This window comes from Kluyvera sp. 1366, assembly GCF_054823405.1.
Map to the genome: position 1 here is coordinate 66,149 of NZ_JBTRDW010000002.1, position 13,697 is coordinate 79,845.

A 13,697-nucleotide genomic window follows, 5' to 3' on the forward strand; every position below is an offset into this window, starting at 1 on the left:
TTATAAAAGCGAAACGCGTGCACCATCTGACAATAATACGGTAAGGGAGAGAGTAATGTTTCATACCTCAGGAAGATCGGTGTTCGGTGTGACGTTGTATACGCTGCTGGAACCGTTGCCGCTGGGCTTTTTTGTCGCCGCCTGGTTTTTCGATATCCTCTATTTGCAAACCTTCGTCATCATGTGGACCAAATCCGCCAGTTGGCTAATCACTATCGGTCTGGTGCTGGCCATCCTGCCACGTTTAATCAGTTTGGTTTATTTATTCCGCGGCGCGCGGCCGAACGAGAAAACCCATTTCTGGCTGTCGCTACTGGCGATCGTGCTGGCGGTGGTGAATGCCTTTATTCACAGTCGCGATGCTTACGCGGTGGTGCCACTGGGCATCACGCTGTCGACGCTGGTGGTGGCGCTGCTGCTGATCGCTAACGTGCAGCTGGTGTTGCGCGAACGTCGCACGCAAGGAGGTCGCGTATGAAACACTTACTCAGTGCGGTAGCCATCGCGATGCTGCTCAGCGCCTGTGACGACGGAGCGTTGATCGATCCTCAAAAGCAAATCGGTGCGAATCCTGAACTGCCGCAGGCGCAGAACTTCTTTATGCCGCCGATGCAGGTGCCGGAAGGCACGCCGTGGAAAGCCGGTGAAATGCCGAAAGTGGCGGATGGGTTAAAGATCGAAAAGATTGCCGATAACCTGCAGCATCCGCGTCAGGTGCTGGTGCTGCCGAACAATGATGTGCTGGTGGCGGAATCCAATGGCACACCGAAACCGACCACCGCACCGAAGCAGCTGATTATGGGCATTGTGCAGAAAGCGTCTGGCAAGGGCGGCGAGGGCGGTAATCGCATCACCTTGCTGCGTAACGTTAACGGCAAATGGGAGCAACATCGCTTTATCGATAACCTGACGGCGCCGTTTGGTATGCAGCTGGTGGGCAACACGCTGTATGTGGCGAACGCCGATAGCCTGGTGAAATTCCCGTATGAAACCGGGCAAACCGAGATCCGCACCCCACCGGTGGAAGTGACCGAGCTGCCGGGCGGGCCGATTAATCATCACTGGACCAAATCGCTGCTCGCCAGCCCCGACGGCAGCAAGCTGTACGTTGGCGTGGGTTCGAACAGTAACGTGACGGAAAACGGCATTGGCGATGAGTATCGCCGTGCGGCGGTGCTGGAAGTGGATGCGGCCAGCGGTGCCAGCCGGATTTATGCCAGCGGCCTGCGCAATCCCACCGGATTGCAGTGGGAGCCGCAGAGCGGCAAGCTGTGGGCGATTGTGAATGAGCGCGACGAGATCGGTTCTGATTTAGTGCCGGATTACATGACGTCGGTGCAGGACAAAGGCTTCTACGGCTGGCCGTACAGCTATTATGGCCAGCACGTGGATGAGCGCGCGCAGCCGCAGAGGCCGGATCTGGTAGAGAAGGCGATTAAGCCGGATTACGCCCTGAGTTCGCACGTCGCACCGCTCGGTCTGTTGTTCTACGGCGCGGATAATATGCCGCAGTATCGCGGCGGGGCGTTTATCAGCGAACACGGCAGCTGGAACCGCACGCCGCTCAACGGCTATCAGGTGGTGTGGGTGAAATTCGAGAATGGGAAACCGGTGGGACAACCACAGCCGGTGGTGACTGGTTTCCTCACCGACGATCAGAAGCAGGTGCGCGGTTTGCCGGTTGGTTTAGCCACCGATCGGCAGGGCGGCGTATTAATTGCCGATGATGCGGGAAATACCATTTGGCGTATCAGTTCCGCCAGATAATTAATCGCAGGTAATAAAAAAGGATTTGGCATTAAGCCAAATCCTTTTTTTTATGTTCGCTAAACGGCTGGTAACCGCGCCGCGAACGGGGTGCTCAGCACTCCTCACAACAGCGATAATAAAATGTGCGGCGAGATATTTCAAGTTTTGCCATAATACTGTATGGTTATACAGGTGTTGAGTGACGAGCGAAGCCTCATTGTTTTTCTGATGACTCCAGGGGCGCGGATAGTTAAATCCCGGCAGGTTTCAGGTGGTGCTGGCCTGTGGCTTTTACAATGAGAGCCGCTCAGCACTCCTCACAATTGTGCTTAGGCGGTCGGCGGGTGGAGTCAAAGCCCCGGCAGCTGAAAGGCGCGCTCCTCTCAGAGGAGAAGGAAAGTGATGGAACTTGTTCGATTGCTGCTGGACATCGTCCGCATCATTCTTCAAATCATCGTTGCCCTTTTGCAACTGACCGGTCAGGCACACTGACTGGAACTTGAGACAAGGCGGAGCTCACCCCTCCGCCTTTTTTCGCGTGGATCAAAATCCGCTGCGCTAAAAACGCGACTATCCTCATCTCATTCTGTAATGCGAGGAAGTGCATCATGGCAATCACGTTCGGGCCGATTACCGCGCCGATGACGTTCAGCGACGTTGAACCGGTTTTTCTCACCGATGATACGCTTGTGCAGCGCAAGAACGCGCTGCTGGCGGGCATGCAGCGCGAGGGTTTTGACTGGCTGGTGATCTATGCCGACAAGGAACACGGCGGCAATTTCGAATATCTGAGCGGATTTATCCCGCGTTTCGAAGAGGGATTGCTGCTGCTGAATCACTCCGGAGCTTGCACGCTGGTGCTGGGCAACGAAAACCTGAAAATGGCGCGCTTTTCACGCACAGCGGCCGCGCTGCTGCACACGCCGTACTTCTCGCTTCCCAATCAGCCCATGGACAATGAAGTGCCGCTGGAAAGCCTCTTCAAAGATGCTGGCTTAGCGAACGGCCATAAAGTCGGGCTGGTGGGCTGGAAGATGTTTACGCCCGCCGCCGGCAATGGGCGTGCGATGTTTGATCTGCCGTACTTTATTGTCGATGCCATTCAGCGCACGCTAAACGATGACGCCATGTTAGAAAATGCCATCCACTTGTTTATTGGCGATAACGGCGCGCGCACCACCTGCAATGCCAATGAAATCGCCCATTACGAATATGGCGCAAACCTCGCGTCAAAGTGCATGCTGGAGGCGCTGAATGCCATCGAGGTGGGCGTGCGTGAAACAGAATTGGGCGCGTTACTGCACGCCGAAGGGCAATGCAACACGGTGGTGACTATCGTCGCCACCGGCAACCGTTTCGACAAAGCGAACCTCTATCCCACCGACAAAAAAGTGCAGCGCGGCGATCCGCTCTCGCTAACCACCGCCTTCAAAGGCGGACTCTCCAGCCGCAGCGGCTTCGTCATTGCCGATCAAAGTGAGCTGCCGCCAGGCCAGCAAGATTATCTGGAGCGCATCGCCAAACCCTATTTCTCAGCCGTGGTGGCCTGGCTGGAAAACATTCGCTGCGGCATGAGCGGTGGCGAGCTGTATCAGCTTATCGAGCAGGTTTTGCCGAAGGCCCGTTTTGGCTGGCACCTCAATCCGGGACATCTGGTGGCGGACGAAGAGTGGATGTCGTCGCCGATTTATCATCAGTCCACCGAATTGCTCAAGAGCGGCATGATGCTGCAAATTGACATCATCCCGTCGGTGCCGGGCTACAACGGTGCCAGCGCCGAAGAGTGCGTGGTGCTGGCCGATGCGGCGCTGCAAAGCGACATCCGTTCTAATTATCCGGCGCTGTGGCAGCGCATCGAAACCCGCCGCCGTTATCTGCGGGAAACCATCGGCATTCAGCTCAGCGATGAAATTTTGCCGCTGTCGAATAGCGTGGCGTATTTAAGGCCGTTCTTTTTGGCAAAGGATCAGGCATTAAGTGTGGTGAGTTGATGTTGTAAGGTCGCCCTGGATGGCGTAATGCCGATCAGTTAAGCGCCGAACCGAATCACCACACCTTCCGTAGCGGCGCGATTTAGCGCGCAATGAATTGCGCCGCTTCAATGTGTGCTATCGGTAATTAGCCTTACAAGGTAAGCCGTAAACGCAAATTAGTTTGGCGGATTATGGGTGGCGTACAGCGGCCATGACTCAAACAGATAACCATCGAAATCAATATCATCAACGTCTGAGAACTCCAGCAGCCGCTGTTTCACATTTTCAAGGTGTTGCCACATCGCCAGCTTGGCGGCGCGCGCGTCTTTTTTGATCAGCGTCGCGAGGATTTTTTTGTGATCGTCGAGCCACTTTTTGCGGTAATCGTTGTTGACCAGATGGCGATGCAGTTGGCTCCACATCACGTTATCTTCACGCCACTGCCAGGATTGCTTAAACAGCTCAACCAGCATGCTGTTGTGGGTGGCTTCGGCAATCGCCAGATGGAAATTGCGATCGCCGTTTTCACTTTGGTTGACCGAACCCGACGCCAGCTCTTTCTCTTCCAGCTCCAGCGCCTGGCGCATCTTCATGATGTCTTCACGCGTCGCCTGCAGCGCGGCGAACTCGGCAATATTGCTCTCCAGCAGCTGACGCGCCTGCAACATCTCGAACGGTCCGGCATCGTTGCTGGCTTTGTGAAGCGAAACAGGTTGCTGCGGCGAATCGTGAATCACATAGATGCCCGCACCACGACGTACCTCAATTAATCCTTCCAGCTCCAGCATAATCAGCGCTTCACGCACCAGCGTACGCGTCACATTCAATAGCGCGGCGAGTTCGCGCTCCGGCGGCAGCCGTTCGCCCACCGCATACTGCTTTTGCGTGATCATCTGGCGGAGCATTTCCCCGACTTCCTGATAAGGGCGCTGTGCTGAAGTTTGAGTTTTCATCGTGCTCTTTTCTGTGTGTTAAAGGATTCACAACCTCTGATACAGCCTCACTCAGAGACGCGCACTATAGCATAGCGAATAAGAATCGGCCTGGTCACGGCGTGCAGTGACCTGGCCACCATCACTGGGCTTTCAGCGCGAAATAGCGTTCGGCATTGTTAAAGCAGATGTCGCGCAGCATGTTGCCGAGCATCGGCTCATCGTGCGGCACAATGCCGTCTTTCACCCACTGCGCCAGCAGATTGCACAGAATACGGCGGAAGTATTCGTGGCGCGTGTAGGAGAGGAAGCTGCGTGAATCGGTCAGCATACCGACAAACTGGCTGAGTAAGCCGATTTGCGACAGTTGCTCCAGCTGACGCAGCATGCCGTCGCGCTGATCGTTGAACCACCAGCCTGAACCGAACTGCACCTTGCCAGCAATACCCGCGCCCTGGAAGTTGCCCGCCATAGTAGCCAGCACTTCGTTATCGCGCGGATTGAGGCAATAGAGAATGGTTTTCGGCAGCTGATCGTTGAGGTCCATCGCATCCAGCAGGCGCGCCAGCGGCCAGGCAATATTGTTATCGCCAATCGAATCAAACCCGCTGTCTGGCCCGAGCTGGCGGAACATGCGCGTGCTGTTGTTACGGATCGCGCCGATGTGCAGCTGCATTACCCAGCCGCGTCGCGCATATTCGCTGCCGAGCCACACCAACACCGCGCTGCTGAACTGGGCGATTTCCAATTCATCCAGCGCATCGCCACGGCGACGTTTCGCCAAAATCGTATCGAGCACGCGGTCGTCCGGCACCGGCGCAAAGCGCAGGGTTTCAATACCGTGGTCTGAGGCGCGACAACCGTGGGCGGAGAAGTGGTCAAGGCGTCGTAACAGCGCGCGGCGTAGCGCCTCGAAGCTGTCGATGGCGACATCGGCGGCGGCTTCCAGACGAGCAAGATAGTCGACAAAACCCTCCAGCTCGATTTTGAAGACCTTGTCCGGACGCCAGCTCGGCGCAACGTCAATATCAAAGCTGCGGTCATCGGCGATTTGACGGTGATAGTGCAGTGAATCAACCGGATCGTCGGTGGTGCCGACCATGCGCACCTTCATCTGGCGCATGATGCCGCGCGCGGAAAATTCCGGCGTCGCCAGCTGTTCCGCGCAGCGCTGCCAGATCGCAGGCGCGGTGTCCGGGCCAAACAGCGTATCGGTGATGCCAAACGGGCGCCGCAGTTCAAGGTGCGTCCAGTGATAGAGCGGGTTACCGAGGGTTTTTGGCACCGTTTGCGCCCAGGCGAGATACTTGTCGTAGTCGCTGGTGCTCTTGCCGGTAATCAACGACTCATCGACGCCCGCGGCACGCAGCGCGCGCCATTTGTAGTGATCGCCTTCCAGCCAGATTTGGCCGAGGTTGTCGAAGCGACGATCTTCAGCAATCTCCTGCGGATTGAGGTGACAGTGATAATCGTAGATTGGCATATCCGCAGCGAAGTCGTGGTACAAGCGCCGCGCGATATCGCTCTGCAGCAGAAAATCTTCATCCATAAAGCGCATTAGTGGGCTTCCTGAGCAAAATAGGCGCGGTGGATCGCCAATTCGACGCCGCGAATTTCCGCCAATCCTTTCAGGCGACCGATCGCCGAGTAGCCGGGATTGGTTTTCTTCTTCAGGTCATCCAGCATCTGGTGGCCGTGGTCGGGACGCATTGGAATCAAATCTTCCTCCCCCGCGGCTTTACGTCGCTGCTCCTCTTCGGCAATCGCCTTGATCACCGCAAACATATCGACATCGCCACCCAAATGCGCGGCTTCGTGGAAGCTGTTGGGGTTCTCTTCCCGCTTGGTGGAGCGCAAATGCGCGAAGTAGATTCGTGGGCCGAAGCGCTTGACCATTTCGGCTAAATCATTCTCTGCCAGCACGCCGTACGAGCCGGTACACATGGTGAAACCGTTGGCGGGGCTGCTGACGGTATCGATCATCCATTGCAGATCGTCGGCGTTGGAAACGATGCGCGGTAAGCCGAGAATTGGGCGTGGCGGATCGTCCGGATGTACCGCCATGCGTACGCCCACTTCTTCCGCAACCGCGACAATGGCGCGCAGGAAGGTGGCAAAATTCTCTCGCAGCTCGGCCTTACCGATACCTTGATAACGCGCCAGCTGGGCACGGAATTGATCCAGCGTGTAGCCTTCCTCCGCACCCGGCAAACCGGCGATGATGTTGCGCATCAGGCGGTTACGGTGCTCTTCACTCATCGTTGCAAAGCGTTCAGCAGCCTCGGCGATCTCTTGCGCACTGTAATCCTGCTCCGCGCCGGGACGCTGCAGAATGTGCAGTTCAAACACCGCGAACTCAATCTGATCAAAACGCAGGGCTTTCGCGCCATCCGGCAGCAGATATTCGAGATCGGTGCGCGTCCAGTCAAGGATCGGCATGAAGTTGTAGCACACGGTTTTAATGCCGCACTGCGCCAGGTTGCGCAGCGACTGCTGATAATTGCTGATCCAGTGCTGGCAGCGGCCGCTGCCGGTTTTAATCTCTTCATGAATCGGCACGCTCTCCACCACCGACCACACCAAACCGGCGGCTTCCACCAGCGCCTTGCGCTGCATGATTTCGTCGACTGACCACACTTCGCCATTAGGGATGTGGTGCAGTGCGGTGACGATGCCGGTTGCGCCCGCCTGGCGCGCATCGGACAGAGAGACAGGATCGTTGGGGCCGTACCAGCGCCAGGTCTGCTTCATGTTGTTACCTCACTCACTATTGGTTGACCAATATTCTTTATTAGCGCATTACATCAGATAATAACTACGCGATTCCGGATTAAAACTCTGCTCTTTACGGGGTTAAGTCAACCTGGCAAGTGATTTTGGTTAACCAGATCACATTTGCGACATCAATCTGGCGACCACTTTTCGCAACTGTGGTTCACTCCTGGCGGATGGTTAGAAATGACTCACTAACGGAGAATCAGATGAACCGCAGTTTAAACCCAGGGATAACCGCCGCAGGCACCAAACGCACCTTGCGCAATCTGCGCTGGTGGGTATTGGTGCTGTTCTTAGCAGGCGTCACGGTCAACTACATCACCCGTAACTCGTTGGGCTTGCTGGCACCGGAGCTCAAAACCAGCCTCAACATCACCACCGAACAATATTCCTGGATCGTCGGCGCCTTCCAGCTGGCGTATACCTTCTTTCAACCGATTTGCGGCTGGCTGATCGACGTTATTGGCCTGAAAGTCGGCTTCCTGATCTGCGCCACCATTTGGGCCGTCGCCTGTTTGTTCCACGCTGGCGCGGCCAGTTGGGTGCATCTGGCTATCCTGCGTTTTGTCATGGGCGGCGCTGAAGCAGCTGCCACGCCCGCTAACGCCAAAGTGATTGGCGAATGGTTCCCGAAAAAAGAGCGTCCTATCGCCGCCGGATGGGCGGGCGTGGGTTTCTCGCTTGGCGCGATGCTGGCACCGCCGATTATCTACTTTGCACACGCTTCCTTTGGCTGGCAGGGCGCGTTCCTGTTCACCGGCTGCCTGGCGTTGGGTTGGGTGGTGCTGTGGTGGTTGTTCTATCGCGATCCGGAGCAGCATCCCAATCTGCAGGCCTCGGAACTGGAATTTATTCGTCAGGATAACGAACCGCCAGCAGTGAAACTGCCGTTCTTTACCGCGCTGAAAACCGTGTCGAAAAACAAACGTTTTTACGGCATCGCCATTCCCGCCTTTATGGCTGAACCTGCCTGGGGCGTGCTGAGCTTCTGGGTGCCGCTCTATCTGGCGAAAGAGCTGGGTATGGATCTGAAGCAGATTGCTATGTTCGCCTGGCTGCCGTTCCTCGCCGCCGATTTAGGCAGCGCGGCCAGCGGCTATCTGACGCGGCTCTACACCAAAATCTTTGGTTTTACCCAGGTTAATTCCGTGGTGGCGAGTTCGGTGACGGGCGCTTTCCTGATGCTGTCGCTGGCGCTGGTCGCGGTCACTAAAGATCCTTACGTAGCGATTGCGCTGATCTCGATTGGTGGTTTCGGCCATCAGATCATCTCCTGCATGCTGAGCGCGCTGGTGGTGGAGAAGTTTGATAAAGGCCAGATGGCCACCGTCAACGGCATGCGCGGCTCGTTCGCCTGGATCTCCAGCTTCCTGTTCTCACTGCTGATCGGCGTTACCGCCGACACCATTGGCTTTAATCCGCTGTTTGTCGCCATGGGCTTCTTCGACCTGATTGGCGCGGTATTCCTGATTGCTTTTATTGCTGAACGTCGCGCCCAGCGCGCATGAAAAAGTAGGTAACGATGAAAACGTTAAAAAATTGGTCATTAGCCGGTTCCGATGCACACCACGTGGCGTTAACCGTCGACGGCAAACACACGCTGTGTCTGTATGTGCTGGAAACGGGCATGTTCCGCGTGGCGATTAAACGTCATGGCGCATACAGCCTCGATCGCACCTGGAGCATCGCGCCAGAAAGTGATGTGCCGTGGGAAGGGCGTCAGCGTGACAGCCTGGCCGGATTCACCTTGCCATCGTTCACGCTGGAAGAAGAGGGCGACACGCTGGTGGTGGCCACCGATAAGCTGCGGGTGATCGTCCATCAACCGCTGGCGCTGGAGTGGCAATATTGCGACAGCCACGGCGCATGGCAGCTGCTGACCTGCGACCGCCCAACCAGCGCTTATCAAATCAACGCGCACGGCGATGGCGTGGCGCACTATCAGTGCCGCATGAATGACGATCGCTATTATGGTCTGGGCGAGAAAACCGGCGATTTGCAGCGTAATGGCCAGCGCTATGAGATGCGTAACCTTGATGCGATGGGCTACAACGCGGCCTCCACCGATCCGCTGTACAAGCATGTGCCGTTTACCATCACCCGTCGTACCGATGTTAGCTTTGGTCTCTATTACGATAACCTCAGCAGCAGCTGGTTTGATCTGGGTAATGAACTCGATAACTATCACAAACCGTATCGCCGCTGGCAGGCGGAAAGCGGTGATATCGACTATTACCTGTTTGTCGGTGACAAGGTGCTGGATGTCACCAAAGCCTTCGTGCGTCTCACAGGTAAAACGCTGTTCGGCCCGAAATGGAGCCTTGGCTACAGTGGTTCAACCATGCATTACACCGATGCGCCGGATGCACAACATCAGCTGATGAACTTCATTCGTCTCTGCGAAGAGCACGATATTCCGTGCGATTCATTCCAGCTCTCGTCCGGCTACACCTCAATTAACAACAAGCGCTACGTATTCAACTGGAACTACGACAAAGTGCCGCAGCCGGAGGTGATGAGCCAGGCGTTTCACGACGCCGGCTTGCGCCTCGCCGCCAATATCAAACCGTGTCTGTTACAGGATCATCCGCGTTATAACGAAGTGGCGGAACAAGGGCTGTTTATCCGTGACTCCGAAGAAGATGCGCCTGAATGTTCGGTGTTCTGGGATGACGAAGGTTCACATCTCGATTTTACCCATCCGCAAGCCGTCGCCTGGTGGCAGGAAAACGTCACCAAACAGCTGCTGGAAAAGGGCATCGATTCCACCTGGAACGATAATAACGAATATGAAGTGTGGGACGGCGAAGCGCGTTGCCACGGTTTCGGCACGCCAATTGCCATCAAACACATTCGCCCGGTGATGCCGCTGCTGATGATGCGCGCCTCGATGGAAGCGCAACAGCGCTTCGCGCCGGAAAAACGTCCTTTCCTGATTTCCCGTTCGGGTTGCGCCGGGATGCAGCGCTATGTGCAAACCTGGAGCGGCGATAACCGCACCAACTGGACCACGTTGCGTTACAACATCCGCATGGGATTGGGTATGAGCCTGTCCGGTTTGTACAACGTAGGGCACGACGTCGGTGGCTTCTCCGGCGATAAACCAGATGCAGAACTGTTTGTGCGCTGGGTACAAAACGGCGTGATGCATCCGCGTTTCACCATTCACTCGTGGAATGACGATCACACCGTCAATGAACCCTGGATGTATCCGGCGGCTACGCCTGCGATCCGCGCCGCGATTGAACTGCGTTATCGTCTGCTGCCTTACCTCTATACGTTACTGTGGCAGGCGCATGCTGACGATGAACCGATGCTGCGTCCGACTTTCCTCGATCATGAACAGGATGCGCAGACGTTCGCCGAGTGCGATGAGTTTATGCTGGGCCGCGATCTGCTGGTGGCCAGCGTGGTCGAACCCGGCCAGCGCGAGCGTCGTCTGTGGCTGCCCGACAACCAAACTGGCTGGTATGACTTCGCTACCCAGCAATGGTTCAGCGGCGGTCAATGGATCACGCTGGCGGCTCCGCTGGAAACCCAGCCGATGCTGGTGCGTGCCGGAGCGGGCTTACCGCTCAGCGAGCGCCTGCGTCATGTTGACACTAAAACTGACGATCGCCGCACCTTGCAGCTGTTCCCGCTGAAAGGCAAAGGGGTTAGCCACGGTGTGCTGTTTGAGGATGATGGCGAAAGCTGGGCTTATCAGCAGGGCAATGCGCTGTGGCTCAACTGGAAAATGCGCAGCGATGCTGAGGCGATTCACCTTAACTTCCAGCGCAAAGGTAGCTTCCAGCCAGCCTGGCAGACGCTGAAGATTATGCTGCCGCCGAGCGAACAGCGTCAGCTGTTTATTGATGGCGTGGCGGTGGATAAGGCGCAGGCAGAAGCGGTGTTAGCGGATATTGCTGCGGAGTAATCGGTCGCCCTGAATGGCGGCACTACATCGATGTTGTATTCGTAGGGTGCGCATTCATGCGCACCTGGAATAAAGCAGAGAGATCAGTCGATTAACCCTTTCGCCCGCGCCAACAGAAACGCGGTAACCGTTGTCGCGTCGCTGATCTTTCCTGCCAGAATCAGTTCAGGAAATGCGTCGATTTTAATTTTCTTCGCGGTTAGTCCCACCTCTTCCGCATCCAGATTTTGCCCCTGATTCGCCATTCACATTTTCTGAATTAACGTGCCATCGCCTGTTTTAGGGCGTTTAGAAAAACCGTGACGCGCGTTGGCAGATGCCGTGCGGTGGGAAATAGCGCCCAGACGCCGAGCAGCTGCGGTTGAGCATCTCGCAAGGTAATCTCAGTCAGTTCACCTGCCGCCAACTCTTGCTGCACATCCCACGCAGAGAGCTGGGCGATGCCGCTGCCCGCTACGCATAAGGTACGCACGCCTTCCACATTGCTGCCGCTAAAACGGCCCTCAACGCTGACACTGGAAATATGGTCGTCGACTATAAAACTCCATTGCGGCACGCCGGATAAGCGTAGGCAGTTATGCTGATGCAAATCGGCCAGCAGTTTTGGCGTGCCGAAGCGCGCCAGATAGTCTGGAGAAGCACAGAGCACGCGCGGATTATCCGCCAGCCGCTGCGCGACTAAGCGCGAATCCCGCAGCGGGGCGATGCGAATGGCGACATCGTAGCCCAGCCCAACAATATCGGTGACGTTATCGCTGAGCTGGAAATCGATCTTCAGTTCGGGATTCTCCGCCATCAGCGCGGGCAGCAACGGAATAATGGTGCGGCGGCCAAAACCAGAAGGTGCGGTGATGCGCAGCTGGCCGGTGGCGCCCTGTTTATTCGGCGAGAACAAACTGCGCGCGCTCTGTTCGGTTTCTGTCAGGGTTTTGGCATAGGGCAGAAACTCTTCACCTTCATCAGTTAACGCAATGGCGCGGGTGGTGCGATGCAGCAGGCGCACGCCGAGATCTTCTTCCAGCGAGGCGAGTCGGCGTGAGACCGTCATCGGCGTGGTGTTCAGTCGCCGCGCGGCCTGCGTCAGGCTGCGCGTCTGGGTGACCATCAGGAACACCTCAACATCTTTTGAGTTCATTGTAACGATTTCCGTTATACAGACGTATCATCATCGGCCATTTTTGTCCCTGTGGCGACCGAATATACTGCGCTCTGTAGATAATCCGCATCCAGAGAGCAATATGAGTGATAAACATCTTTTTCAGAGCGGCACACTGAACCGGCTGGCGCTGAAGAATCGCATTATGGTGGCGCCCATGACGCGCATCTCCGCCAGCGTTGACGGCATACCGGGCGAACGTATGCAGCACTACTATCAGCGCTTCGTGCGCGGCGGCTTTAGCGCCATCATCACCGAAGGCATCTATATCGATGAAGCCTGGTCGCAAACCTATGCGTTTCAGGCGGGGCTGATTAACGCTAAACAGAGCGCCGGCTGGCGCGCGATCACCGATCGGGTGCATCAGCATGGCGGCAAAATCATTGCGCAGTTGATGCATGCCGGGGCGATATCGCAGGGCAATATCTATCGACCGGACACGCTCGCGCCCTCAGCGGTGCAGCCGCGCGGGGAACAACTCGGTTTCTATCACGGTCATGGCGCCTATCCGCTGCCACGCGAAATGAATGAAGAGCAGATCCAGCAGGTGATCGACAGCTTTGCGCACACTGCGGCGCGGGCAGTCGGCGAAGCGGGTTTTGATGGCATCGAAATTCATGGCGCTAACGGCTATCTGCTTGACCAGTTCTTTACCGATTACACCAATCAGCGCAGCGATCGCTGGGGCGGCGATATCGTGGCGCGTTTGTCTCTGACGCTGGCGGTGATTGCCGCGGTGCGCCAGCGCGTAGGCAAGGATGTTACGCTGGGAGTTCGCCTCTCACAGGGCAAAGTGAATGATTTTCATCACAAATGGCGGGAAGGCGAAGCGGGCGCGCGCCTGGTATTCGCCGCGATTGCTGAGGCCGGCGTGGATTATCTGCATCTGACTGAATATGACGCGCTGCAACCGGCGTTTGCCGATTCGCCGCTGTCACTGGTGCAAATTGCGCGCCAGGCGGCACCGAAATTGCCGATTATCGCCAATGGCGCGTTAAGTGATGCCAGCACGGCGGCGCAGGCGCTGGAGCAGGGCGCGGATTATGTGTCGATAGGCAAAAGCGCGCTGGCCAATCCCGACTGGCCGATGCGTATTCGTGATGGCGTGGCACTGCGCGAATTTGATAAAAATCTGCTGGCGCCATCGGCGGATGTGAAAAACTGCGAATTGGTTTAACGCTGAAAGGGCGCTGATG

At 56.5% G+C, this 13,697-nt stretch carries 11 protein-coding genes; 6 read left to right on the forward strand and 5 right to left on the reverse strand.

Features of this window, described 5'->3' with window-relative positions:
• The first annotated feature begins 55 nt into the window (after positions 1 to 55).
• The 3 genes from ACVLVH_RS03865 to ACVLVH_RS03875 all read left to right on the forward strand — a co-directional run bounded on the left by ACVLVH_RS03865 (position 56) and on the right by ACVLVH_RS03875 (position 3,740).
• On the forward strand, positions 56 to 478 hold the full coding sequence (locus ACVLVH_RS03865; RefSeq protein ID WP_192411885.1) for a DUF2231 domain-containing protein: 423 nt from the start codon (positions 56 to 58) through the stop codon (positions 476 to 478).
• The gene (locus tag ACVLVH_RS03870; protein WP_498948800.1) at positions 475 to 1,767 is read left to right on the forward strand and encodes a PQQ-dependent sugar dehydrogenase; all 1,293 of its coding nucleotides are present in this window, start codon (positions 475 to 477) and stop codon (positions 1,765 to 1,767) included. Before ACVLVH_RS03865 ends, ACVLVH_RS03870 begins: the two co-directional genes overlap by 4 nt.
• Before the next feature lie 590 nt (positions 1,768 to 2,357).
• Positions 2,358 to 3,740 carry a M24 family metallopeptidase gene (locus tag ACVLVH_RS03875; protein WP_498948802.1) on the forward strand — a complete coding sequence of 461 codons (1,383 nt, stop codon included), beginning with the start codon at positions 2,358 to 2,360 and terminating at the stop codon, positions 3,738 to 3,740.
• A gap of 158 nt (positions 3,741 to 3,898) precedes the next feature.
• On the opposite strand, the gene uxuR is transcribed toward ACVLVH_RS03875, so the two are convergent.
• The 3 genes from uxuR to uxuA form a co-directional block, all read right to left on the reverse strand.
• Positions 3,899 to 4,675, reverse strand: coding sequence for a Uxu operon transcriptional regulator (uxuR, locus tag ACVLVH_RS03880; protein ID WP_498948803.1), 777 nt, complete (start codon positions 4,673 to 4,675; stop codon positions 3,899 to 3,901).
• 121 nt (positions 4,676 to 4,796) lie between these two features.
• Complete coding sequence (gene uxaC / locus ACVLVH_RS03885; protein WP_498948804.1) at positions 4,797 to 6,212, reverse strand: glucuronate isomerase; 1,416 nt, start codon at positions 6,210 to 6,212, stop codon at positions 4,797 to 4,799.
• A complete protein-coding gene (uxuA, locus tag ACVLVH_RS03890) occupies positions 6,212 to 7,405 on the reverse strand; it encodes a mannonate dehydratase (protein WP_498948805.1) in 1,194 nt (397 codons plus the stop codon). The genes uxaC and uxuA overlap by 1 nt, the downstream gene beginning before the upstream one ends.
• Positions 7,406 to 7,635: 230 nt before the next feature.
• Here uxuA and ACVLVH_RS03895 point away from each other — a divergent pair, with 230 nt between their 5' ends.
• Complete coding sequence (locus ACVLVH_RS03895; protein ID WP_110866104.1) at positions 7,636 to 8,937, forward strand: MFS transporter; 1,302 nt, start codon at positions 7,636 to 7,638, stop codon at positions 8,935 to 8,937.
• 14 nt (positions 8,938 to 8,951) lie between these two features.
• Complete coding sequence (locus ACVLVH_RS03900) at positions 8,952 to 11,345, forward strand: glycoside hydrolase family 31 protein (RefSeq protein ID WP_498948806.1); 2,394 nt, start codon at positions 8,952 to 8,954, stop codon at positions 11,343 to 11,345.
• Between the two features lie 83 nt (positions 11,346 to 11,428).
• Here the strand turns inward: ACVLVH_RS03900 and ACVLVH_RS03905 are convergent, their stop codons facing one another.
• Positions 11,429 to 11,590: an NUDIX hydrolase gene (locus ACVLVH_RS03905; protein WP_225614358.1), complete on the reverse strand. Its 162-nt coding sequence runs from the start codon at positions 11,588 to 11,590 to the stop codon at positions 11,429 to 11,431.
• 14 nt (positions 11,591 to 11,604) lie between these two features.
• The gene (locus ACVLVH_RS03910; protein ID WP_192411880.1) at positions 11,605 to 12,480 is read right to left on the reverse strand and encodes a LysR family transcriptional regulator; all 876 of its coding nucleotides are present in this window, start codon (positions 12,478 to 12,480) and stop codon (positions 11,605 to 11,607) included.
• A gap of 103 nt (positions 12,481 to 12,583) precedes the next feature.
• On the opposite strand from ACVLVH_RS03910, the gene ACVLVH_RS03915 reads away from it, so the two are divergent.
• Positions 12,584 to 13,678 carry an oxidoreductase gene (locus tag ACVLVH_RS03915; protein WP_192411879.1) on the forward strand — a complete coding sequence of 365 codons (1,095 nt, stop codon included), beginning with the start codon at positions 12,584 to 12,586 and terminating at the stop codon, positions 13,676 to 13,678.
• Positions 13,679 to 13,697 lie beyond the last annotated feature (19 nt).

Coding starts and splice junctions, on each gene's coding strand:
- ACVLVH_RS03895 (WP_110866104.1), top strand. CDS start 7,636: ATGAACCGCAGTTTAAACCCAGGGATAACCGCCGCAGGCACCAAACGC.
- ACVLVH_RS03865 (WP_192411885.1), top strand. CDS start 56: ATGTTTCATACCTCAGGAAGATCGGTGTTCGGTGTGACGTTGTATACG.
- uxuR (WP_498948803.1), bottom strand. CDS start 4,675: ATGAAAACTCAAACTTCAGCACAGCGCCCTTATCAGGAAGTCGGGGAA.
- ACVLVH_RS03870 (WP_498948800.1), top strand. CDS start 475: ATGAAACACTTACTCAGTGCGGTAGCCATCGCGATGCTGCTCAGCGCC.
- ACVLVH_RS03900 (WP_498948806.1), top strand. CDS start 8,952: ATGAAAACGTTAAAAAATTGGTCATTAGCCGGTTCCGATGCACACCAC.
- ACVLVH_RS03905 (WP_225614358.1), bottom strand. CDS start 11,590: ATGGCGAATCAGGGGCAAAATCTGGATGCGGAAGAGGTGGGACTAACC.
- ACVLVH_RS03875 (WP_498948802.1), top strand. CDS start 2,358: ATGGCAATCACGTTCGGGCCGATTACCGCGCCGATGACGTTCAGCGAC.
- ACVLVH_RS03910 (WP_192411880.1), bottom strand. CDS start 12,480: ATGAACTCAAAAGATGTTGAGGTGTTCCTGATGGTCACCCAGACGCGC.
- uxuA (WP_498948805.1), bottom strand. CDS start 7,405: ATGAAGCAGACCTGGCGCTGGTACGGCCCCAACGATCCTGTCTCTCTG.
- uxaC (WP_498948804.1), bottom strand. CDS start 6,212: ATGCGCTTTATGGATGAAGATTTTCTGCTGCAGAGCGATATCGCGCGG.
- ACVLVH_RS03915 (WP_192411879.1), top strand. CDS start 12,584: ATGAGTGATAAACATCTTTTTCAGAGCGGCACACTGAACCGGCTGGCG.